Source organism: Rhizobium leguminosarum bv. viciae USDA 2370 (assembly GCF_002008365.1).
GTDB lineage: Bacteria > Pseudomonadota > Alphaproteobacteria > Rhizobiales > Rhizobiaceae > Rhizobium > Rhizobium leguminosarum.
The window spans coordinates 411,410-432,378 of sequence record NZ_MRDL01000047.1 but is presented as its reverse complement, the minus strand read 5'-3'; the positions used below and the strand labels follow the sequence as shown (position 1 = coordinate 432,378).

Sequence of the window (20,969 nt, the reverse complement as noted above, 5' to 3'; positions counted from 1 at the left end):
GGGCTGAGCCCTGTGCAATACAGAACTCAGCCCTTAAATCTAACCAGCCTTTAAACCGTCCAACTTATTGGGGTCAGTTCACTCCGGCGGGCTTTTTACTGCATGATTCCTTAAATCGGAATCGATTTAAGGATAACATCATGCAGCCATTCAAAGTGTTACAGCGTCCTTTGCGCGTCTAGAAAGACGCGCGGCGCTGTAATTGCCTCTGCTTGGCGTGAAGTGTACCACGCCAAGCCGGCGGTCTTTGTTTATCCAGCGAGAACGGCGAGCAACAGCAGCGCGACGATGTTGGTGATCTTGATCGCCGGGTTGACGGCAGGGCCGGCGGTATCCTTGTAAGGATCGCCGACGGTATCACCGGTGACGGAGGCCTTGTGTGCATCCGAGCCCTTCATGTGGCGCACGCCGTCCTTATCGACGAACCCGTCTTCGAAGCTCTTCTTGGCATTGTCCCAGGCGCCGCCGCCCGATGTCATCGAGATGGCGACGAAGAGGCCGTTGATGATGACGCCGAGGAGCGATGCGCCGAGGGCGGCAAAGGCGGAGGCCTTGGAACCAGAGATAAGAAGAACGCCGAAATAGACGACGATAGGCGCCAGCACCGGCAGCAGCGAGGGCACGATCATCTCGCGGATGGCGGCCTTGGTCAAAAGGTCGACCGCCCTGCCGTAATCCGGCTTTTCCGTGCCTTGCATGATGCCGGGCTTTTCCTTGAACTGACGGCGCACTTCCTCGACGATCGCGCCGGCAGCACGGCCGACGGCGGTCATAGCGATGCCACCGAAGAGGTAGGGTATGAGACCTCCGAAGATCAATCCCGCCACCACGTAAGGGTTGGAAAGATCGAAGGAAATTTCGCCGATGCCGGCGAAATAAGGGAACTTGTCGCCATTCGCTGCAAAATATTTGAGGTCGTAGGAGTAGGCCGCGAAGAGAACCAGGGCGCCGAGACCGGCGGAGCCGATGGCATAACCCTTGGTGACGGCCTTGGTCGTATTGCCGACGGCATCGAGCGCATCAGTGGATTTGCGCACCTCCGGCGGCAGATGCGCCATTTCGGCGATACCGCCGGCATTGTCCGTCACCGGTCCGAAGGCGTCGAGCGCGACGATCATTCCGGCGATGCCGAGCATCGCCGTGACCGCAATACCGGTGCCGAACAGGCCGCCGAGCTGGTAGGTGGCGAGAATACCGCCGACGATGACGATCGCCGGCAGCGCCGTCGATTCCAGTGAGACGGCTAGGCCCTGGATGACGTTGGTGCCATGACCGGTGACCGAGGCCTGGGCGATCGAGACGACCGGACGCTTGCCCGTGCCGGTATAATATTCGGTGATCACCACGATCAGCGCAGTGACGACGAGGCCGACGATGCCGCAGAAGAAGAGGTGTGCGCCTGATATGTCGGCGCCTCCGACGGAACCGATCGATCCCCAGCCGATGGTGAGCGAAGTGGCAGCACCAAGTCCGACGATCGACAGTAGGCCGGTGACGATGAGGCCCTTGTAGAGAGCGCCCATGATCGAGCCGTTCGAGCCGAGCTTGACGAAGAAAGTGCCGATGATCGAGGTGATGATGCAGGCACCGCAGATCGCCAGCGGATAGACCATCGCAGACTGGAGGATCGGCGCGCCGGCAAAGAAGATCGCGGCAAGAACCATGGTGGCGACGACAGAGACCGCATAGGTCTCGAAAAGGTCGGCGGCCATGCCGGCGCAGTCGCCGACATTGTCGCCGACGTTATCGGCAATCGTTGCCGGGTTGCGCGGATCGTCTTCGGGAATGCCGGCTTCCACCTTGCCGACCAGATCGCCGCCGACATCGGCGCCCTTGGTGAAGATGCCGCCGCCAAGACGGGCGAAGATCGAGATCAGCGAAGCGCCGAAGCCGAGCGCCACCAGCGCATCGATGACTTCGCGCGAGCCGCTCTCATGGCCGAGCCCGACGGTCAAGACCGTATAGTAGATGGAGACGCCGAGCAGCGCCAGGCCAGCCACCAGCATGCCGGTGATCGCACCCGACTTGAAGGCGATGTCGAGGCCGGCGGAAAGGCTGACGGAAGCCGCCTGGGCGGTGCGCACATTGGCGCGGACGGAAACGTGCATGCCGATGAAACCGGCAGCACCGGAAAGCACGGCGCCGATCAGGAAGCCGATCGCGGCCTCGGCGGAAAGAAGCAGCCAGGCTAAAATGAAAACAACAACGCCGACAATGGCAATGGTTTTGTACTGGCGCGTCAGATAGGCTTGAGCGCCTTCGCGGATATAGCCCGCGATCTCCTGCATGCGGCTATTGCCCTGATCGGCGGCAAGCACCGACCGGGTTGCCCAGGCGGCATAAACCACCGAGAGCAGACCGCATGCGATTACGCATAAAAGAATCGTCATTTCGCTCTTTCCTCCCATAGGCCGGAGATCACTCCTTCTCCGGCAGATACGCCGCCGAATCGCCTTCCTCTCCACAGAAATGCCACAGCTAAGCGTTGCGGAGATTGCGTGGTCGATCACGTGGCGTCAAGACCGCAACGGGCGAAAACCATTGCGGTGCGAAGAAAGAAGCGGGAGGACTATTTGGCGGCGAAAGACTTATTTCTTCGCCTCGCCGCGAACCTGCTTTGCGATGCGGTCGAGCACGGCGTTTACGAGCTTCGGCTCGTCGTCATCGAAGAAAGCCTGGGCGATCTCGACATATTCGGTAACGATGACCGCCACCGGAACGTCCTTGCGGTCGGTGATCTCGAAGACGCCGGCGCGCAGGATGGCGCGCACGGTACTGTCGAGGCGCGACAACGCCCAATCATCCTGCAGGGCTGCGGCAATCAGCGGATCGAGGCGGACCTGATCGCGCACGACGCCGGAGACGATGGAACGGAACCAGGCGGCATCGGCCTTCAGATAGGTCGCGCCGTCGAGTTCCTGGCCAAGACGGTGCGCCTCGTATTCGGCGACGATCTCCAGAACGCCGGTGCCGCCGACATCCATCTGATAAAGTGCCTGAACGGCAGCAAGACGGGCAGCGCCCCGCTGGTTTGCAGTCTTGACTGGCCGTTCCGTCTTGTCGTCGTTCATTCGTTATGCACCCAGTTTCTGCTTCAACTCGATCATGGTCAGAGCTGCACGAGCGGCAAATCCGCCCTTGTCCTTGTCCGAGCGGCGCGCGCGCGCCCATGCCTGTTCGTCGTTTTCGACGGTCAGGATGCCGTTGCCAATGGCAAGGGACTCGCTGACCGCGAGATCCATCAAGGCGCGCGAGGATTCATTCGACACGATATCGAAGTGATAGGTCTCGCCGCGAATGACCATGCCGAGGGCGACATAGCCGTCATAATGCGTTCCGCCATTGTCGTCTCCATCGAGCGACATGGCAATCGCCGCCGGAATTTCCAGTGCGCCGGGGACGGTGACGACCTCGAAGGTGGCGCCGGCCTCTGTCAATGCGAAGGTCGCGCCTTCGAGCAGGGCGTCGGCCATGTCGTCGTAGAAGCGGGCCTCAACGATCAAAATATGGGGAGCGGTCTCTCTCGACATGGTTCACCTTCGGTTGGCGGGACATTTACCCACTCGGCAGCCCGCGGTCAAAACATGCCTTCGTCCGAATGGCAAGCAATTTCGCCCGATGCCGCAATGGGAAAGAGGAAATATCTGCAAGGGGATAGCCGCGCCCTGTATGCACAGCTGGGCAAGCCTCTGAATTCAGCTTTCCCGGACGCCCGGAAAGCGGCAATTCGAAGGCAGTTTTCATGAACAATTCTTAATGTCTTTTCAGTGGCTTAACCCATTGAATCGCGAATGGGAGAACGCCAATTTCATGTCGTGACGCAGACGATCCCCTGCAACGACAGCCGACCGTCTAAGCAGATGAAAGGATACAAATCATGCACCGCGTTCTCACCATCACCCTCGCTGCCGCCCTCTCCTCCCTCGCCTTTGCCGGCGTCAGCCGGGCCGAAAGCCTCGGAATGAACACCCCTCAAGGCATCGAACAGACGCTCAGGGGTTTCCAGGGCAATGATTTCAATGTCCAGGAGGTTTACAACTGGCGCAACTTCGACGACGCGACGAGCGGCCCACACTCGGCACCGCTGCGCTCCGGCGAGGCTATCCGTGGCATCCAGGCGTCGATCGATGCCAACAGGTCGCTTGCCCACCGTCTCAACAATGAAGGTGTCAACATTCGCAATGTGGTCAACGCCGAGCAGGCGGCCGATGGAAGCATAACCTTCTACGTTCGTTGACGGCTCCAGCGCATAACCTCGAAAATCGGAACGATCTTCGGGGGGGTATGCGTGGGTCGAAGTGATAGAGCGTCCTTCACGCGTCCTATTCGACGCACGGCGCTCGAAGCATGGGCGGCGGTCTCCTCTCCGCCCATGCTGGGGATATCGGAGATAAGCATTGAATTTTCCTGGGATGACGGCTTCTCTTGCTGAAACAGGAGGACGTCATGGCAACGGAACCGAAGGCGGTGATCAATACCGCCGATCTCAAGCTCGACCACTGGAAACAGGGCGAGCTCTATGAAAGCACCGACACCTCTTTCGGTGCGCTTCTTGGCTTGGCCAGCCTCGGCGTCAGCTACAACGAGGTACCTCCCGGCAAATCAGGCTGCCCCTTCCACAACCACCATGTCGAAGACGAGCTCTTCTATGTGATCGCGGGCTCTGGCGAATATCGCTTCGGCGACGCGCGCCATGTGATCAAGGCGGGCGACGTGCTCGGCGCGCCGGCCGGCGGGCCTGAAACGGCGCACCAGATCATCAATACCGGCACGGCGACACTCGTCTATCTCGGCATTTCGACAATGGCGAGGACCGAGATCGTCGAATATCCCGATTCCGGAAAGTTCCTTGCCAAAACGAACTGGGCAGCCAAGACCAACAGGGACAATACAGAAACCAAGCGCTTCCGTCATATCGGACGGCCGGAAGGCGATCTCGACTATTGGGACGGCGAGCCCGGCGCCTGAGGACACGTTATTTCACAAGGACCCGATGTGACCGACATTCCAACCCTCGAAACGGCGCGGCTGACGCTTCGCCCTCACCGCCTCGACGATTTCGACGCGCATGCGGCACTATGGGCGGACGAGGATGTCGTGCGCTTCATCACCGGCGTGCCATCGACACGCGAGCAGAGCTGGAGCCGCATGCTACGCGTTGCCGGCATGTGGCATCATATGGGCTTCGGTTTTCTGGCGATCGTCGAAAAGGGGAGCGGCCGGTTCATCGGCGAAGCGGGCTTCCTGGAAGCCCGGCGCGAGATGGAACCCTCGATCGAGGGGACGATGGAGGTCGGCTGGGCGCTGATACCCTCGGCGCACGGCCGCGGTTATGCCACCGAGGCGCTGACCGTCCTGATCGGCTGGGCGGAAACGCATTTCCCGGGTAAACCGATGAGCTGCATCATCAGCCCCGAGAACCAGGCCTCGCTGCGGGTTGCGGCCAAGCTCGGCTTCCGCGAGACGGCGCGCACCCAGTACAACGGCGATATCATTCAATTTTCGCGTTAGAGCGTCGGACGTCGATTCCGATTTTCGACGGTTATGTGCTGGGGAACTCAGCCAACCGGGCGGCATAACGCGCCATAGTGTCGACTTCGAAATTGACGAAATCACCGGCCCTGCGCTCGCCCCAGGTGGTGACCTCAAGCGTGTGCCGGATGAGCAGCACGTCGAAATCCGTGCCGTCGACGGCATTGACCGTCAACGAAGTACCGTCGAGTGCAATCGACCCCTTGGGGGCGACGAATTTCGCCAGATGTTCGGGCGCGCGCAGGCGGTAGCGCGTGGCGTCGCCCTCTGCTGTTACCGAGAGGATTTCCGCCTTGCCGTCGACATGGCCGGAAACGATGTGACCGCCGAGTTCATCCCCGATCTTCAGCGACCGTTCAAGATTGATGCGGCTGCCCTCCTGCCAGTTGCCGATCGTCGTCAGTCGCAGCGCCTCTTCCCAGGCCTCGACCTCGAACCAGCGGCCGTTGCTTCCCTCGGTCGGAAGTCCAGTGACAGTCAGGCAGATGCCGGCGTGAGAGATCGAGGCGCCCATATCGATGGTTGAGGGATCATAGGCGGTCGCGACCCGCAGCCGGATACCTTCCTTCAGCGGGGAAACGGATTCGACCGTGCCGACATCGGTGACTATTCCGGTGAACATCAAAGCCCTCTTTCGTATTCGTCCAGGCGATCGCCGCCGAACATCAGCGTGCCCGTATGGGCAAAACCCGATGGTATGTCGGTTGCATCAAGCGGGGATTCAATACCACCCTCGCCAATCATAACAGGCGCCTGATAAAGCTGGATGCGATCGACGAGGCCAGCCTCGAGGAAAAGCCGCGCCGTCTTTGCACCGCCCTCGACCAGAAGCGAGGAAATACCGCGCGTCGCGAGTGCCGGCAGCAGGACTTCCGGATGGTAGGGATTGCAATGGACGACCTCGACGCCGGCGGCCTCGAGGGCTGCGCGGCAAGATTCCATCTCTGTGGATGCGATATCACCCTCTGCCTGCGACAATGATCCTTCCTCACTCGTAACCACGATGACTGGCACCTCCCGCGCCGTCCCGACGAGTCTGCTGGTCAGCGGCAATGCCAGGGAAGGATCGAGGACGATGCGGATCGGCGATTGTGATTCAAGACCTGGCGAGCGCGCAGTCAGCAGCGGATCATCCGCAATCGCGGTACCGATGCCGACCAGGATGGCATCGGTTTCGGCGCGCAGCGCCTGCACCTGGGCGCGGGCCTCCGGGCCTGTTATCGCCACCTGCCCTGCCCCCTGGCGGCCGATCATGCCATCGGCGGAAACGGCAAGTTTGAGAGTCACATAGGGCCGGTTCTTCGTCTGGCGGGTGAGATAGGCGGCAAGCGACTGCCTGCCCTCCGCCTCCAGCACGCCGGCGTCCACCTCTATGCTAGCTTCGCGCAGCCTGGCGATGCCGCGGCCGGAGACCCGCGGATCGGGATCGGTGACGCTGATGACGACGCGGGCAACACCATAGGCGATCAGCGCCTCGGCGCAGGGCGGCGTCTTGCCGTGATGCGAGCAGGGTTCGAGCGTCACATAGGCGGTAGCGCCGCGGGCCAGCGCGCCGGCTTCAGAGAGCGCCTGCGTCTCGGCATGCGGGCGGCCGCCGAGGGCGGTCACGGCACGGCCGACGATGACGCCGTCCTTGACGATCAGACAGCCGACGGAAGGATTGGTGGCGGTGCGGCCGAGATGCCAGCGCGACAGACGGATCGCCGCCGCCATGAAACGTTCGTCATGCGGCGTGATGCTCATGGCTCACCTGTCCAGCGGGTCGCGGGCGATCTTGGCGTTGATTTCGGAAATAACCTTCTCGAAATCCTCGGCAAGCGAGAAATCCCGATAGACCGAGGCATAGCGCACGAAGCCGACATCATCGAGGCTCTTCATGGCTTCCAGCACCTGCAGGCCGATCTGCTCGGAGGAGATCTCGGTCTCGCCGGAGCTTTCAAGCCGGCGGACGATACCGGAGACGGCGCGCTCGATGCGATCGCGCTCGACCGGGCGTTTGCGCAGCGCCACCTCGAAGGAGCGCACCAGCTTGTCGCGGTCGAAGGGCACTTTGCGTCCGGTCTTCTTGATGACCATCAACTCGCGCAGTTGCACACGTTCGAACGTGGTGAAGCGGCCGCCGCAATCCGGACAGATACGCCGCCGGCGGATGGACGTGTTGTCCTCCGCCGGGCGCGAATCCTTGACCTGGGTATCTTCCGAACCGCAATAGGGGCAGCGCATCCCTACTCCTTATCCCATGTAGCCGTACATGGGGAAGCGGTCGGTGAGGTTGACCACCTTGCCGCGCACAGCGGCTTCGACGGCAGCGTTGCCTTCATCGGAATTGGCGACCTTCAGCCCGTCGAGGACCTCGACGATGAGATTGCCGATCTCGCGGAATTCAGCTTCCTTGAAGCCGCGAGTCGTGCCGGCCGGTGCGCCGAGGCGCACGCCCGAAGTAACGAAGGGCTTTTCCGGATCGAAGGGAATGCCGTTCTTGTTGCAGGTGACGTAAGCGCGGCCAAGCGCTGCCTCGGCGCGCTTGCCGGTGGCGTTCTTCTTGCGAAGGTCGACCAGCATCAGGTGGTTGTCGGTGCCGCCGGAGACGACGTCAAGGCCACCCGATATCAGCGTTTCGGCCAGCGCCTTGGCGTTCTTGACGACCTGGGCGGCATAATCCTTGAATTCAGGCTGCAGCGCCTCGCCGAAGGCCACAGCCTTGGCGGCAATAATGTGCATCAGCGGGCCACCCTGCAGACCGGGGAAGACGGCCGAATTGAACTTCTTGGCCAGATCCTCGTCATTGGTGAGGATGACACCACCGCGCGGGCCGCGCAGCGACTTGTGGGTCGTCGTCGTCGCGACATGGCAGTGCGGGAATGGCGACGGATGAACGCCACCGGCAACGAGGCCGGCAATATGCGCCATGTCGACCATGAGGTAGGCGCCAACCGAGTCGGCGATCTCGCGGAAACGCTTCCAGTCCCAGATGCGGGAATAGGCAGTGCCGCCGGCGATGATGAGCTTCGGCTTGGTTTCCTCGGCCTTGCGGGCCACTTCATCCATGTCGAGCAGGTTGTCGCCTTCGCGCACGCCGTAGGAGACTACATTGAACCACTTGCCGGACATGTTGACCGGCGAACCATGCGTGAGGTGGCCGCCCGAATTCAGGTCGAGACCCATGAAGGTGTCACCCGGCTGCAGCAGCGCCAGGAACACCGCCTGGTTCATCTGCGAGCCGGAATTCGGCTGAACATTGGCGAAATTGACGCCGAACAGCTTCTTGGCGCGCTCGATCGCCAGTTCCTCGGCGATATCGACGAACTGGCAGCCGCCGTAATAACGCTTGCCGGGATAACCCTCGGCATATTTGTTGGTCATGATGGAGCCCTGGGCTTCCAGCACGGCGCGGGAGACGATGTTCTCAGAAGCGATCAGTTCGATCTCGTGCCGTTGGCGACCGAGTTCCTTTCCGATCGCGCCGAAAATGTCGGGATCGACGTCCGCAAGCGAGCGATTGAAGAAGGATTCGGTGGAAGCATTGGTCATGGGCGGGCTCCTCAACTGGAATGCGCTGAGGTATTAGCCTTCCGCCGTGGCGAGGGCAATACGAAGAACGACATTTGCTGAGCAAAGCGCGCGCTCTCGCTCTTTTGTGGTCGCACCGGCCGATCCTTGGCGACGACATCGAGGAGCGTCTCCTCGGACATAAAAAAACCGCGCCCGAAAGCGCGGTTCTCAAATCACGATGCAAAGGTCGCCGCTTACTGGACCGGCTGTTCCATGCCCGCCGTGGTGTCGAGCGCCAGCTCGGCATTGCCGTCCATCTGATAGATGTCGTCGCGGAACTGGACGATGCCGTCGGGCATGCCCCAGGCAGAGATGTAAACGAAATAGACAGGAACTTCCGCAGCGAGCTTGATCGGCGTGTTGACGCCGGTTGCAATCACCTGCTCCATCTGCTGGCGGCTCCAGCCGGGGGTCTCGCGCAACAGCCAGTTCGTCAGGTCGCGGACGTTCTGAACGCGGACGCAGCCCGACGATTCAAAGCGCATCAGCTTGTTGAACAGGCCCTGCTGCGGCGTGTCGTGCATATACTCGCCGTTCTTGTTGTAGAAGTTGATCTTCGTCGAGGCCATGGCGTTGATCTTGCCGGGGTCCTGACGGAACATCAGATTTGGCGCCTCGCCGTTCCAATCGACGGTTTCGGGGGCGACTTCATTGCCCTTGCCGTCGATCAGGCGGATGGCGTTCTTTTCGAGATAGGTCGGATCCTTGCGCATCAGCGGCATGATGTCTTTTTCGACGATCGAGCGCGGCGCCGTCCAGTAAGGATTGAGGATGACCTCGTAAATCTTCGAATTGACGAGATGCGTCGGGCGGCTCAAGCGGCCGACAACCGCGGTGTGGCGCGTCGCGACACTGCCGTCTTCGACAGCCTCGACATAAGCGGCCGGGATGTTGACCATCAGGTGACGGCGGCCCATGTCTTCGGGGAAGGTCTGCAGGCGGATCAGATTGGTGTTCAGCTGCTGCAGGCGGACATCGGCAGGAATGTTCATCGCCTTCAGCGTGAATTCGCCGAGAACACCATCGGACGGCAGACCGTGGCGGGCCTGGAAGCGCTTGACGGCGCCATCGACATAGGAATCGAAGGCGTTGGACATGCCGGCTTCGCGCGGCAGGTCGCCGGTGATCGCAAGGCGCTGGCGCAGCGCCTGGACGGAAGGAGAGCTAACGCCGAGCTGCAGGCGCTGGTCACCGGGGTTGACCTCAGGCCAGCCGCCGGCTGCGGCGATCTGCTGATACTGCATGATCGCCTGCTGCGCGCTCGCAACCGACTGCGGGCCGAGGATCGGCGTGTTGGAAACCATGGCGGTCGCCGTGCGCGAAGCCGCCTTGGCGTCAAACTGGTCGTCCCAGTTGCCGCGGCGCGGCGCATTGATCAGCGTATCGAGCGCCGATTGCGCGAATGCCGGCGCAGCAATCGCGCTGGCGCCAACCGTTGCCGCGGACGCAAGGAATGCGCGGCGCGAGAGAGCTTCAATTCCGTTTTTCTTCGACATAGTCCCAACCACTGACTGCGGCGATAAAGAGATGCCGCGGGCTCTTTGCGATATCACTGCGCTTTAACGCAGATCCCAGTCCATTCGTTGTCCCGGCGCATCAAAAAATTCCGCTTGCCCCATCACAAGATTGCGATGCGACAGCCAGCATTCCTGATCGGTCCATTGAAAGCGCCGGTTGTTAAGCCTTCCGCTGCCACACCAATATGGCCAATTCGTGTTGCCGGGTGGGTAGAAGGACTGCCGGCTACCGGAAACACGACACAACGAACCATATGACGGGGTAAAGCGTGCCGGTTAATAACGGCTAAAAAACGGCTTGAATACCGGGCTTTGCGCTTGCCTGCCATGCGTTGCAAAGATGCCACGCGGATCAAACGGCAAATCGGACGTGCAGGGACACGTCCGATTTTCTGCAACCCTGGAAGGAGGTCAGGGGTCTTAGAGACGGTACAGGATCTGATCGTTCCAGAAACGGTCCAGACGCTGGAGCAGCTTGTTCATCTGCGTGAACTCGTCGGTGCCGATGCCGCCGACCTTGTCGATCGAGGCGATGTGGCGTTCGTAGAGCTTGGCCACCGTTTCGGCGATGTCCTGGCCGGTTTCGGTCAGGCTGATGCGGACCGAGCGGCGGTCGATGCGCGAGCGCTGGTGGTTGATGAAACCGAGATCGACCAGTTTCTTGACGTTGTAGGAGACGTTGGAGCCGAGATAGTAGCCACGCGAGCGCAGCTCGCCGGCGGTCAGCTCGGAGTTGCCGATGTTGAAAAGGAGCAGCGCCTGGATGGCGTTGACATCGCTGCGACCCTGACGGTCGAATTCGTCCTTGATGACGTCGAGAAGACGACGGTGCAGACGTTCAACGAGGTGAAGGGATTCCATGTAAAGATCACGGATGTCATGATCCTGCTGGTCACGGAAGTTCGATACCGCCTGCGGCTTAATTTTCGTGTTCATATTGACTGCCTCACTGTTTGTTTGGCGGTGTGTTTTCTTCCCGCCTTGAGTGAGACCCTATCGAATACATATAAAATTCGACTTAAACCGCAGGCTTAACGGAGCCTTACCGCTAACCCCACGTTGTCTCAGGGTAAATCAACACTTACCTGGCGGCGGTGCCGGCGCTTTTCCAGCCACAGCAGCAGGCGGAAAATCCAGTAGACGACGGCGACCATGAGATGCAGCAGGATGATCAGCTGGTTGGGTCCGAAAATATCCGGCAGCAGGCCATACATGAGGATCTGCCCGCCGGCGGCCAGCACCCAGATGACCGGTCCCCAGGAGACGGTGAGCCAGAGGCCGAGGGAGGCGACGGGGAAGAGCACGGCGAGGCTGGTGCTCGCCACCTTCCACGGCAGGCTCAAAAGATCGAAGCGGCCGGCGCCGACCAGCGAATAGCCGACGAGCATCGCCCAATATTGCAGGCCAAACCAGAAGCAGGATACGGCAACCAGCCTCAGGAAGAGAATGAAGAGGATATCCGCCAGTGTGCGTTTCGGTATCGTCGGGGATTCGGTTTCCATAGCGCAGACATCGGTTTGGGGTTGCATCTTCACAAGGGCGCCCGCGCGTCTGACACGACGCGCCAGGGACGCTCTATAACATCGAGTTGGCGCATAACCCGAAAATCCATTTCGATTTTCGGGTTATGCGCCAGAGGTTTTTCCGCCGCGGCCAATCGTCCGGTTTGGATTTTCCAGGCGCCATGATAATGAGCGCTCCGATAAATGGAATGGGCCAAGGACAGATATCATGCAGGACAGGACGCATCTCGTCGACGACATCACCGGTCATCGCCGCATGCGGCGCAACCGCAAGGCGGATTGGACACGCCGGCTGGTGCAGGAGAACCGGCTGACGGTCGATGACCTGATCTGGCCGATCTTCATCGTGCCGGGTTCCGGCATCATCGATCCGATCCCGGCCATGCCGGGCGTCAACCGCATGAGCATCGACAAGGCCGTGGAAGCCGCGCGCGAAGCGGCCGGCCTCGGCGTTCCGGCGCTTGCCACCTTTCCGAATATCGAGATGGAACTGCGTGACGAGACCGGCTCGAACAGCCTCGAGGCCAACAATCTGATCAATCAGACGACGGCGGCGATCAAGAAGGCGGTGCCCAATATCGGCGTCATTACCGACGTCGCGCTCGATCCCTTCACCAGCCACGGCCATGACGGCATTCTCAGGGGCGGCGAGATCGTCAACGACGAGACCGTTGACCAGGTCGCACGCGCCGCCGTCATGCAGGCGGATGCCGGCGCAGACATCATCGCGCCGTCGGAGATGATGGACGGGCGCATCGGCGCGATCCGCATGGCGCTCGATGCGGCCGGCCACCAGAGCGTCGGCATCATGAGCTATGCGACGAAATTCGCCTCCGCCTTCTACGGTCCCTATCGCGAGGCGATCTCGACGGGCGGGCTGCTGAAAGGCGACAAGAAGACCTATTATATCGACCCCGCCAACGGCACCGAGGCAATCCGCGACGCGGCCCTCGACGTCGAAGAAGGCGCCGACATGCTGATGGTCAAGCCCGGCCTGCCCTATCTCGATATCTGCTGGCGGATGAAGGAGGCCTTCGGCCTGCCGACCTTCGCTTACCAGGTTTCCGGCGAATATACGCAGATCAAGGCGGCGGCGATGAACGGCTGGATCGATGGCGAGCGGGCGATGCTCGAAACGCTGCTGTCGTTCAAGCGGGCGGGATGCGACGGTGTCCTCACCTATTTCGCGGTCGAAGTGGCGAAAATTCTCGCAAAGCGATGACTGCATAATTCCTTAAATCGGAATCGATTTAAGGATAAAATTATGCAGCGATTCAAAGTGCTACAGCGTCCTTCGCGCATCTCAAAAGACGCGCGGCGTTGTAGTGCATGATGCCGAAAAGGGTCCGCGGTTTTCGGACGACATCATGCTCCATTTCTTTAATTTAGATGCGGATGGTTTTGGGCCGATCCGGCCTAAAACCATTCGCATCTGGGGCAGATTATTGCATTTTGCCCTGCCGATACCATATCAGCGGCATCGCTTTTCCTGAGGAGATTGAGATGAGCTACAACCCCAATCCGCTTTATGCCGCCCCGGAGGACTGGCGCGCCTATAGCGGCGTGTTGAGCCGCCGGGTCTTCGCCTTCATTCTCGACTATGTCATCGTGGCGCTGCTCTGCATTCCCGCGGCGATCGTGCTGTTCTTCCTGTCGATCGTCACGCTGGGGCTCGGCTTCTTTCTCTACCCTGCCCTCTTCGTCATCGTCGCCGGCATTTACTTCGGCCTGACTGTGGGCGGGCCGAGCCAGGCCTCGCTCGGCATGCGCGCGATGGGTATCGCGATCGTGCGCATCGATGGACGGCCGATGGATTTCATGACGGCGATCGTGCATCTGGCGCTGTTCTGGATCCTCAACTCGGTGCTGACGCCGCTCATCCTGCTTGCCGGCCTGTTTATCGAGCGCAGCCGTCTCGTCCACGACCTGCTGGTCGGCACGGCGACGGTGCGCACAGCCTGATACCTTGGCTGAAACCCTAAATGCGATCCCGGGGCGGAGACGAAATAAAGTCTCCGCCTTCTCTTTGCGGACGGGCGCCAGCGCTCCATATTTAAAATTAGAAGACTGATATGAAGGGCGAAAAACGCCCCGCTGTTGACGTTTTTTATTCTTAGGTCATGCTGTCAGGAAACGGCACGGTCTCGACAAGGAAATTTCCGCGACAAATGAATACGCAGACGACGCCATCACCGCAGTTTTATCTGACGGCTCCGGCTGCGTGTCCGTACCTGCCGCATGAGATGGAGCGAAAGGTGTTCACCCATCTGGTCGGCCCGCGCGCCGCCGAGATGAACGACATCCTGACGCAGGGCGGTTTCCGCCGCTCGCAGAACATCGCTTATCGCCCGGCCTGCGAATCCTGTCGCGCCTGCGTTTCCGTGCGAATTCTCGCCCAGGAGTTCGAGCCGACGAAATCGATGAAGCGGGTGCTTGGCGCCAATTCCGACGTCATCGCCACCGAATTCGCAGCCCAACCTTCCAGCGAACAATATTCGCTCTTCCGACGCTATCTCGATTTTCGCCACCAGCAGGGCGGCATGTCCGACATGACCGTGCTCGACTATGCAATCATGGTGGAAGACACGCATGTGAATACGAGAATCATCGAATATCGCCGGCGCGAGGAAGGCTCCGGACTGGAGCAGCGACCAAAGGGCGAGTTGCTGGCTGCCGCCCTTACCGACACGATGAGCGACGGGCTGTCGATGGTCTATTCCTATTTCAATCCGGCGCTTGAACGGCGTTCGCTCGGCACTTTCATGATTCTCGACCATGTCAGGCGCACAAAAGCGCTGGGACTGCCGCATGTCTACCTCGGCTACTGGGTTCAAGGGTCGCGGAAAATGGACTACAAGACGCGCTTCCAGCCGCAGGAGCATCTGACCCCGCGCGGCTGGGAACGCTTCGATCCCTCGTCCATGCCCGAGAGCACCCACGACTGAATGTTCCCCACCGCTCTTTCCGACCATCGGAAGGGCCTGCTGCTGACGGCGATCGGCGGGCTGGCGCTTTCCGTGGATATCCCGCTCATGCGGCTCGCCGACGGCGAGCTGTGGTCGATCCTTGCCGCGAGAAGCATCGCGACCCTTGGCGTGACGCTTCTGGTAGCCACAGTGCTCAGGATCGCCAAGGGGCGATGGCCAGTGCTCGTGCCGGGGTGGCCGGGCCTCGTCACCGGCCTGCTCTACGGGCTGACGACGGTGGTCTTCCTTCTTGCCGTTTTCAACACGTCGACGGCCAATGTCGTTTTCATCGTCGCCTTCAATCCGATGTTCGCCGCGCTGCTTTCCTGGATTTTCCTCAAGGAGCGGCCGGCGCTAGCTACGCTGATCGCCATGGCAGCGATGATCTTCGGCGTCGGTCTGATCGTGCGGGACGGGCTTTCGGGCGGCCATCTCTTCGGCGATATCATGGCGCTGCTGACCGCCTTCATCATTGCCGCCGCCATCACCGTCAGCCGCGCCTCGCGCCGGGAGATGGGCTTCGTCTCCCTGCTTTCGACGGTGCTGCCGGCGGCGGTCGGCCTGATCTCGGTCATGCCAGCCGGCGGTTTTTCGATCGAGCATCCCGCCTGGATCCTCTTCAACGGCGCGGTGATGATGCCGCTTGCCTTCTGGTGCCTGGCGACCGGGCCGCGTTACCTCTCTGCGCCTGAGGTCGGCATGTTCTACCTGCTCGAAACCGTTCTCGCACCGATCTGGGTCTGGCTGATCTTTGCGGAAACGCCGACGACCATGACACTGGTCGGCGGCGGCATCCTGGTGGCGGCGATCGCAGCCCATTCCGTCTGGATGGTGCGGAGGAAAAGCATCGTTCAAATGGCAGGCTAGGACGGTCTCGCCTGCTCGGCCTCATGTTATAACGCCGCTATCACAGAGGATAAAACGATGAACGTCACAATCCGCAAGATCGGCAATTCCGAGGGTATTATCATCCCTAAAGAGGTGCTGCAGCGGTTGGGCCTGAGCAGCGGCGACAGCCTCGAACTGCGAGAGATCGAGGGTAATATTCAGCTTGTACCGGAATCGGCGGATCTTGCCGAGCAAATGCGGGCGGCCCGCATCGGTATGGAAAAATATCGGGTGGCACTCCGTGAACTCGGGAAATGATACGGCTTCAGTGGCTGAGCCGCCAAGCGATTGAATATGCACGATGAGCATGGCGGTCTGCCTGGCCTGCGGGATGCCAATGCATTGGAAACCTTAGCGCGCCCGCTTAACAAGGCTGCATACGGCGAGACCGACATCTTCGTACTCGCCGCAGCCTATCTCAATGCCATTGTTAGAAACCACCCATTCGCGGATGGAAACAAGCGTACCGGCTATCTCGCGGCGTTTACGTTTCTCTACATCAACCGCTATGTCATCAATGCCGATAAAGCGCAGGTCATTGTATTTGTACTAGAGGTAGCCGCAGGCGAGATCGACGAGGAAGGTGCGACCCGCTTCCTTCGAGATTTCAGCATACCGCTCAACCCGTCGCCTTGAACTGCTGCTGCTCCAGTTCCCTGCCAAGCCCTTCGACCACATGCGCCCAGCCTTGCCGGGTCTTTTCCTCGTGTTCGGCCCATTCGGCGCACATTTCGTGGGTCAGCGTCAGACGACTGCCGCCGCCAAGAGGCTCGATGTTGATTTCGACACGGTCGCAATTGTGGTCGTGTTCCTCGACGGAAAAGCTGAAGACCATGCGCTGCGGGCGCTTCAGTTCCAAAAAGACGCCCTGGTGGAAGGCGTCGCCGGTCGGGCGGCGGTCGACGACGAAGAAACGGCCGCCGACATGCGGATCGATATCGGCGCGGATGACGTGACCGTCATCGGTCGCAAACAGGAAGCGGCGGGCGATTTCGGGGTTGAGCCAGGCGTCGTAGACAACGGCGGGCGGCACCCTATAGGTGTGGCTGACATGCAGTTTGATGGTGCTGGCGGGCATCTATTTTCCTCCGGTAATGGCGCGCGCACTCCTCCCGTGCGCGGCCTGCGGCCATTCCGTCCGCCTCCGGAGCCGGCCTGCTCATATTTTTGCTAACAGGATTGAAATAGAGGAATTGTCGCGCCCGCCAAGAGTCTGGCGCGGAATTTACTGCATCTAAGTTTTACAGCGTTCTTTGCGCGTCTGAAAAGACGCGCGGTGCTCTCGTGCCTCAGCCGGCGAATTTACCGCTGCGCGGGAAGCCCTTTGGCACGGTGCGGCCGGCGGTGGCGCGGTCGGCCAGCCATTCGGCAAGTTCATCCTTGTTCTTCGTGAAGGTGCGGCCGGCGCTGTCTTCCCAGACGAGGCCGTCTGATATCGCGAAGCAACGGACGTCGGAAATGCCGCCATCCTTGTAACGCTGCAGACGCACGCCCTTGCCGCGCGACATTTCCGGCACCTGCGCCAGCGGGAATACCAGCAGCTTGCGGTTTTCGCCGACGACGGCGACATGGTCGCCGCTGACGGGCACGAGCAGCTGCGTTTCCTCGGGCAGCCCGACGTTCATGATCTGCTTGCCCTTGCGCGTATTGGCGACCAGTTCGGCTTCAGGCACGACGAAGCCGTTGCCGGCGGTCGAGACAATCAGTTGCTTGCGCGAGGGATCATGGACAAAAGCGGTCAGCACCGCCTGGTCGTTATCCATATCGACGATGATGCGTAGCGGCTCGCCATGACCGCGGCCGCCCGGCAGCTTGTCGCCGCCGAGCGTGAACGCCTTGCCGCCTGTCGTGACGATCAGGATCTTGTCCGTCGTCTGCGCCGGGAAGGCGATCTTCAAGCCGTCACCTTCCTTGAAGGTCAGCGTTGCCGTATCGGCGATATGGCCCTTCAATGCGCGGATCCAGCCCTTTTCGGAAATGACGACGGTGATCGGTTCCTTCTCGATCATCGCCTGCTGGATTGCTTCCTCGTCAGTCTCGGGCGCGTCGGCAAACTGGGTGCGGCGGCGGCCGACCTCCGTTGCCTTGGCGAATTTCTTCTTCACCTCACCGATTTCCCAGGCGACCGTCTGCCATTGCTTGTCGTCGGAGGAAAGCAACGCCTCGATCTCGCCCTTTTCCTTGGTGAGTTCGTCGAATTCCTTGCGGATCTCGAACTCTTCCAGCTTGCGCAAGGCGCGCAACCGCATATTGAGGATCGCCTCGACCTGATTGTCGGTGAGATCCCAGCGCGCCATCATGACCGGCTTCGGCTCGTCCTCCTCGCGGATGATGCGGATGACCTCATCGATGTTGAGGTAGGCGACCAGCAGGCCGCTGAGGATTTCGAGGCGTCTGTCGATCGCGGCGAGACGGAAGCGCGAGCGGCGCTGCAGAACTTCGCGGCGGTGGTCCAGCCACTCCCTCAGCACCTCGTTCAGCGCCATGACCCGCGGGATGCGGCCCATGGAGAGCACGTTCATGTTGAGCGGGAAGCGGCTTTCGAGCTCCGTCAGCTTGAACATCGATTCCATCAGGATCGTCGGATCGACGCTGCGTGTCTTCGGCACCAGCACGACACGAATGTCCTCGGCCGATTCGTCGCGGATATCTTCCAGCAGCGGCAGCTTGCGGGCGATCAGCAGCTCGGCGATCTTCTCGATCAGCCGCGATTTCTGCACCTGGAAGGGAATTTCGGTGATGACGATCTGGTAGCCGCCGCGACCGAGATCTTCCGTCTGCCATTTCGCCCGCACGCGGAAACCGCCGCGGCCGGTGCGGTAGCTCTCGATGATGCTGTCGCGGCTGTCGATGATGATGCCGCCGGTGGGGAAATCCGGGCCGGGAATGAATTCGACGAGTTTTTCGACGGTCGCATCCGGATGCTTGATCAGATGCAGGGCGGCATCGCAAAGCTCGTGGGCATTGTGCGACGGGATCGAGGTCGCCATGCCGACGGCGATGCCGGAGGAGCCGTTGGCGAGCAGGTTCGGAAAGGCGCCGGGAAGGACGACCGGCTCGGAATTCGATTCGTCGTAAGTGTCGCGGAAATCGACGGCATCCTGATCGATGCCTTCAAGCAGCAGCTCGGAGACCGCCGTCATCTTCGATTCGGTGTAACGCATGGCGGCGGGGCTGTCGCCGTCGATATTGCCGAAATTGCCCTGGCCGTTGACCAGCGTGTAGCGCTGCGAGAAATCCTGGGCGAGACGGGCAAGCGCGTCGTAGATCGACTGGTCGCCGTGCGGATGGTAGTTACCCATCACCTCGCCGACGATCTTGGCGCATTTTCTGAAGGCCGAGTTCGGCCTCAGCCCCATTTCGTTCATCGCATAGACGATGCGGCGGTGAACGGGCTTCAGCCCGTCGCGCACGTCAGGCAGGGCACGGTGCATGATGGTCGACAGCGCATAGGCAAGGTAACGCTGCTCGAGCGCCGCCTTGAGGTCGACCGGTTGGATATGATCGTCGTCTCCGCCGGAAGGCGGCAAAATCTCTTGTCCCATAGGTCCTGACTAGCTCAGAAGCGGCCGGCGGGCAAGGAATCCGGGCCATTACGGCTGTGGATGAAGTCTTGGGACTGACATCAAAGGATGAGACAAACGTTCCGCCGCAATTTGGACTTCGTTTGCCGTTCCTCTCAACAGAAATTTAGAGATCCGCAAATATAAAGCTGGCCCAATCCGTAGTAGCGTAACTGCAGATTTCCAACCGCCACCACGCCACCAGAGGAAACACCCCATGAACTTTTCCCGGACAACGCGGCTGATGCTGTCGGGCGCCGCCTTTTTCTCGCTCGCCGGTTCGGCTTTCGCTCTCGACGGCGCCGATCTGCTGAAGAAGCTCAACGCCGCCTATGCCGTCCAGGGCGGAACGATTTCGGCTGACGCCGTCGATATCGACGGCACGACCGCGACGCTGAAGAATGTCACCGTCAAATCGGCCGGCGGCGAAAGCCTGGCCGTCGGCGAAGTCACCCTTTCCGGCGTCGAAGAAGACGAGGATGGCGGCTATTACATCGAAGAGGCCGCCTTCCCCGATATCAACACCACGAAAGACGGCGTCACGGTAACGGCGCAGGAGCTGACGCTCGGCGGCATCTCGATCCCGGCAACGGCGGGCGGCGACACGCTCGATACTATGATGCTCTACGAAACCGCCCATACCGGCCCGCTGAAGGTGGTCAAGGACGGCGCGGAAATGTTCTCGGTGCTCGAAAGCGACGTCAACCTGACACTGCGCGAAGACGAATCCGGCTTCGATTTCGACGGCGCCTTCAAAAGCATGAAGGCCGATCTCAGCAAAGCCGAGGATCCGCAGAGCAAAGACGCGATCGAGAAGCTTGCCCTGCAGCACATCCAGGGCGACATCACCATGAAGGGCGCCTGGGAACTTGCCCCCGGCACGATCGACATTTCGGAATTTGCCTTCGACTTCACCAACATCGGCAAGCTGAACCTTGGCTTCAAGATCTCGGGCTATACGATGGCCTTCGTGAAGTCGCTGCAGGATGCGATGAAGCAATCCGAAGCCAGTGCGAACAAGGAAGAATCGCAGCAGGCGCTCGGCCTTGCCATGCTCGGCCTGATGCAGCAGCTGTCCTTCGAGGCAGCACAGGTGCGCTTCGAAGATGCCTCGATCACCAAGCGTGCGCTGGATTATGCCGGTTCGCAGCAGAACATGTCGGGCAAGCAGATGGCGGATTCGCTGAAAGCGATGACGCCGATCATGCTGGCGCAGCTCAATATCCCGGAACTGCAGAACGCCGTTTCGGCTGCCGTCAACACCTTCCTCGACGATCCGAAGAGCCTGACCGTCAAGGCCGCTCCCGAAAAGCCGGTGCCGTTCCCGACGATCGTGGGCGCCGCCATGGGTGCTCCGAACACACTGCCGCAAGTGCTCGGCGTCAAGGTTACCGCCAACGACTGATCGCTTCGATCTTGCGATGAAAG

At 60.7% G+C, this 20,969-nt stretch carries 22 protein-coding genes; 10 read left to right on the top strand and 12 right to left on the bottom strand.

Annotation, left to right across the window (positions count from 1 at the left end; genetic code table 11):
* Positions 1 to 251: 251 nt before the first annotated feature.
* The 3 genes from BS629_RS26140 to ribH all read right to left on the bottom strand — a co-directional run bounded on the left by BS629_RS26140 (position 252) and on the right by ribH (position 3,530).
* Positions 252 to 2,390: a sodium-translocating pyrophosphatase gene (locus tag BS629_RS26140; RefSeq protein ID WP_018447477.1), complete on the bottom strand. Its 2,139-nt coding sequence runs from the start codon at positions 2,388 to 2,390 to the stop codon at positions 252 to 254.
* A 198-nt stretch (positions 2,391 to 2,588) separates the two neighbouring features.
* A complete protein-coding gene (gene nusB, locus BS629_RS26135; RefSeq protein WP_018241520.1) occupies positions 2,589 to 3,071 on the bottom strand; it encodes a transcription antitermination factor NusB in 483 nt (160 codons plus the stop codon).
* Positions 3,072 to 3,074: 3 nt separating this feature from the next.
* Positions 3,075 to 3,530 carry a 6,7-dimethyl-8-ribityllumazine synthase gene (ribH, locus tag BS629_RS26130; RefSeq protein ID WP_018241519.1) on the bottom strand — a complete coding sequence of 152 codons (456 nt, stop codon included), beginning with the start codon at positions 3,528 to 3,530 and terminating at the stop codon, positions 3,075 to 3,077.
* A gap of 347 nt (positions 3,531 to 3,877) precedes the next feature.
* Between ribH and BS629_RS26125 the strand changes: the two genes are divergently transcribed.
* The 3 genes from BS629_RS26125 (at position 3,878) to BS629_RS26115 (ending at position 5,511) form a co-directional block, all read left to right on the top strand.
* The gene (locus tag BS629_RS26125) at positions 3,878 to 4,237 is read left to right on the top strand and encodes a hypothetical protein (RefSeq protein WP_018241518.1); all 360 of its coding nucleotides are present in this window, start codon (positions 3,878 to 3,880) and stop codon (positions 4,235 to 4,237) included.
* 209 nt (positions 4,238 to 4,446) lie between these two features.
* Positions 4,447 to 4,968 (top strand): cupin domain-containing protein, encoded by a 522-nt coding sequence (locus BS629_RS26120; RefSeq protein ID WP_018241517.1) that lies wholly within the window; start codon positions 4,447 to 4,449, stop codon positions 4,966 to 4,968.
* A 27-nt stretch (positions 4,969 to 4,995) separates the two neighbouring features.
* Positions 4,996 to 5,511: a GNAT family N-acetyltransferase gene (locus tag BS629_RS26115; protein WP_018241516.1), complete on the top strand. Its 516-nt coding sequence runs from the start codon at positions 4,996 to 4,998 to the stop codon at positions 5,509 to 5,511.
* Positions 5,512 to 5,542: 31 nt separating this feature from the next.
* Here the strand turns inward: BS629_RS26115 and BS629_RS26110 are convergent, their stop codons facing one another.
* The 7 genes from BS629_RS26110 to BS629_RS26080 form a co-directional block, all read right to left on the bottom strand.
* Positions 5,543 to 6,154: a riboflavin synthase gene (locus BS629_RS26110; RefSeq protein ID WP_026188350.1), complete on the bottom strand. Its 612-nt coding sequence runs from the start codon at positions 6,152 to 6,154 to the stop codon at positions 5,543 to 5,545.
* Complete coding sequence (gene ribD / locus BS629_RS26105) at positions 6,154 to 7,275, bottom strand: bifunctional diaminohydroxyphosphoribosylaminopyrimidine deaminase/5-amino-6-(5-phosphoribosylamino)uracil reductase RibD (protein ID WP_018241514.1); 1,122 nt, start codon at positions 7,273 to 7,275, stop codon at positions 6,154 to 6,156. Before ribD ends, BS629_RS26110 begins: the two co-directional genes overlap by 1 nt.
* Positions 7,276 to 7,278: 3 nt before the next feature.
* A complete protein-coding gene (gene nrdR, locus BS629_RS26100; protein WP_003547190.1) occupies positions 7,279 to 7,755 on the bottom strand; it encodes a transcriptional regulator NrdR in 477 nt (158 codons plus the stop codon).
* A gap of 9 nt (positions 7,756 to 7,764) precedes the next feature.
* Positions 7,765 to 9,063: a serine hydroxymethyltransferase gene (gene glyA, locus BS629_RS26095; RefSeq protein ID WP_003547182.1), complete on the bottom strand. Its 1,299-nt coding sequence runs from the start codon at positions 9,061 to 9,063 to the stop codon at positions 7,765 to 7,767.
* Positions 9,064 to 9,278: 215 nt separating this feature from the next.
* The gene (locus BS629_RS26090; protein ID WP_018241513.1) at positions 9,279 to 10,580 is read right to left on the bottom strand and encodes a L,D-transpeptidase family protein; all 1,302 of its coding nucleotides are present in this window, start codon (positions 10,578 to 10,580) and stop codon (positions 9,279 to 9,281) included.
* A 441-nt stretch (positions 10,581 to 11,021) separates the two neighbouring features.
* The gene (ldtR, locus tag BS629_RS26085) at positions 11,022 to 11,537 is read right to left on the bottom strand and encodes a transcriptional regulator LdtR (protein ID WP_018241512.1); all 516 of its coding nucleotides are present in this window, start codon (positions 11,535 to 11,537) and stop codon (positions 11,022 to 11,024) included.
* A gap of 128 nt (positions 11,538 to 11,665) precedes the next feature.
* Positions 11,666 to 12,103 (bottom strand): DUF6163 family protein, encoded by a 438-nt coding sequence (locus BS629_RS26080; RefSeq protein WP_018447468.1) that lies wholly within the window; start codon positions 12,101 to 12,103, stop codon positions 11,666 to 11,668.
* A gap of 229 nt (positions 12,104 to 12,332) precedes the next feature.
* Between BS629_RS26080 and hemB the strand changes: the two genes are divergently transcribed.
* The 6 genes from hemB to BS629_RS26045 all read left to right on the top strand — a co-directional run bounded on the left by hemB (position 12,333) and on the right by BS629_RS26045 (position 16,614).
* Positions 12,333 to 13,346: a porphobilinogen synthase gene (gene hemB / locus BS629_RS26075; protein WP_018241511.1), complete on the top strand. Its 1,014-nt coding sequence runs from the start codon at positions 12,333 to 12,335 to the stop codon at positions 13,344 to 13,346.
* 281 nt (positions 13,347 to 13,627) lie between these two features.
* Complete coding sequence (locus tag BS629_RS26065; protein WP_018241510.1) at positions 13,628 to 14,086, top strand: RDD family protein; 459 nt, start codon at positions 13,628 to 13,630, stop codon at positions 14,084 to 14,086.
* A gap of 206 nt (positions 14,087 to 14,292) precedes the next feature.
* A complete protein-coding gene (locus BS629_RS26060; protein ID WP_018241509.1) occupies positions 14,293 to 15,069 on the top strand; it encodes an arginyltransferase in 777 nt (258 codons plus the stop codon).
* Complete coding sequence (locus tag BS629_RS26055) at positions 15,070 to 15,957, top strand: DMT family transporter (protein ID WP_018241508.1); 888 nt, start codon at positions 15,070 to 15,072, stop codon at positions 15,955 to 15,957.
* Between the two features lie 57 nt (positions 15,958 to 16,014).
* Complete coding sequence (locus tag BS629_RS26050) at positions 16,015 to 16,236, top strand: AbrB/MazE/SpoVT family DNA-binding domain-containing protein (protein WP_018241507.1); 222 nt, start codon at positions 16,015 to 16,017, stop codon at positions 16,234 to 16,236.
* 36 nt (positions 16,237 to 16,272) lie between these two features.
* Positions 16,273 to 16,614 carry a type II toxin-antitoxin system death-on-curing family toxin gene (locus BS629_RS26045; RefSeq protein WP_063824128.1) on the top strand — a complete coding sequence of 114 codons (342 nt, stop codon included), beginning with the start codon at positions 16,273 to 16,275 and terminating at the stop codon, positions 16,612 to 16,614.
* Here BS629_RS26045 and BS629_RS26040 read toward each other — a convergent pair.
* Positions 16,598 to 17,056 carry an SRPBCC family protein gene (locus tag BS629_RS26040; RefSeq protein WP_018241505.1) on the bottom strand — a complete coding sequence of 153 codons (459 nt, stop codon included), beginning with the start codon at positions 17,054 to 17,056 and terminating at the stop codon, positions 16,598 to 16,600. The two genes, BS629_RS26045 and BS629_RS26040, sit on opposite strands and share 17 nt — an antisense overlap.
* Before the next feature lie 211 nt (positions 17,057 to 17,267).
* The gene (gene parC / locus BS629_RS26035; RefSeq protein ID WP_018241504.1) at positions 17,268 to 19,523 is read right to left on the bottom strand and encodes a DNA topoisomerase IV subunit A; all 2,256 of its coding nucleotides are present in this window, start codon (positions 19,521 to 19,523) and stop codon (positions 17,268 to 17,270) included.
* Positions 19,524 to 19,758: 235 nt separating this feature from the next.
* Here parC and BS629_RS26030 point away from each other — a divergent pair, with 235 nt between their 5' ends.
* Entirely contained in the window at positions 19,759 to 20,946 is a 1,188-nt protein-coding gene (locus tag BS629_RS26030) for a YdgA family protein (protein WP_018241503.1), read from the top strand.
* Positions 20,947 to 20,969: the final 23 nt, after the last annotated feature.

Excerpts from the sequence above, each read along its gene's own strand:
- BS629_RS26040 (WP_018241505.1), bottom strand. The coding sequence starts at position 17,056 with ATGCCCGCCAGCACCATCAAACTGCATGTCAGCCACACCTATAGGGTG.
- BS629_RS26140 (WP_018447477.1), bottom strand. The coding sequence starts at position 2,390 with ATGACGATTCTTTTATGCGTAATCGCATGCGGTCTGCTCTCGGTGGTT.
- nrdR (WP_003547190.1), bottom strand. The coding sequence starts at position 7,755 with ATGCGCTGCCCCTATTGCGGTTCGGAAGATACCCAGGTCAAGGATTCG.
- hemB (WP_018241511.1), top strand. The coding sequence starts at position 12,333 with ATGCAGGACAGGACGCATCTCGTCGACGACATCACCGGTCATCGCCGC.
- nusB (WP_018241520.1), bottom strand. The coding sequence starts at position 3,071 with ATGAACGACGACAAGACGGAACGGCCAGTCAAGACTGCAAACCAGCGG.
- BS629_RS26055 (WP_018241508.1), top strand. The coding sequence starts at position 15,070 with ATGTTCCCCACCGCTCTTTCCGACCATCGGAAGGGCCTGCTGCTGACG.
- glyA (WP_003547182.1), bottom strand. The coding sequence starts at position 9,063 with ATGACCAATGCTTCCACCGAATCCTTCTTCAATCGCTCGCTTGCGGAC.
- BS629_RS26080 (WP_018447468.1), bottom strand. The coding sequence starts at position 12,103 with ATGGAAACCGAATCCCCGACGATACCGAAACGCACACTGGCGGATATC.
- ribD (WP_018241514.1), bottom strand. The coding sequence starts at position 7,275 with ATGAGCATCACGCCGCATGACGAACGTTTCATGGCGGCGGCGATCCGT.
- BS629_RS26065 (WP_018241510.1), top strand. The coding sequence starts at position 13,628 with ATGAGCTACAACCCCAATCCGCTTTATGCCGCCCCGGAGGACTGGCGC.
- BS629_RS26050 (WP_018241507.1), top strand. The coding sequence starts at position 16,015 with ATGAACGTCACAATCCGCAAGATCGGCAATTCCGAGGGTATTATCATC.
- BS629_RS26110 (WP_026188350.1), bottom strand. The coding sequence starts at position 6,154 with ATGTTCACCGGAATAGTCACCGATGTCGGCACGGTCGAATCCGTTTCC.
- BS629_RS26090 (WP_018241513.1), bottom strand. The coding sequence starts at position 10,580 with ATGTCGAAGAAAAACGGAATTGAAGCTCTCTCGCGCCGCGCATTCCTT.
- BS629_RS26030 (WP_018241503.1), top strand. The coding sequence starts at position 19,759 with ATGAACTTTTCCCGGACAACGCGGCTGATGCTGTCGGGCGCCGCCTTT.
- BS629_RS26125 (WP_018241518.1), top strand. The coding sequence starts at position 3,878 with ATGCACCGCGTTCTCACCATCACCCTCGCTGCCGCCCTCTCCTCCCTC.
- ldtR (WP_018241512.1), bottom strand. The coding sequence starts at position 11,537 with ATGAACACGAAAATTAAGCCGCAGGCGGTATCGAACTTCCGTGACCAG.
- BS629_RS26120 (WP_018241517.1), top strand. The coding sequence starts at position 4,447 with ATGGCAACGGAACCGAAGGCGGTGATCAATACCGCCGATCTCAAGCTC.
- BS629_RS26060 (WP_018241509.1), top strand. The coding sequence starts at position 14,293 with ATGAATACGCAGACGACGCCATCACCGCAGTTTTATCTGACGGCTCCG.
- ribH (WP_018241519.1), bottom strand. The coding sequence starts at position 3,530 with ATGTCGAGAGAGACCGCTCCCCATATTTTGATCGTTGAGGCCCGCTTC.
- parC (WP_018241504.1), bottom strand. The coding sequence starts at position 19,523 with ATGGGACAAGAGATTTTGCCGCCTTCCGGCGGAGACGACGATCATATC.
- BS629_RS26045 (WP_063824128.1), top strand. The coding sequence starts at position 16,273 with ATGCACGATGAGCATGGCGGTCTGCCTGGCCTGCGGGATGCCAATGCA.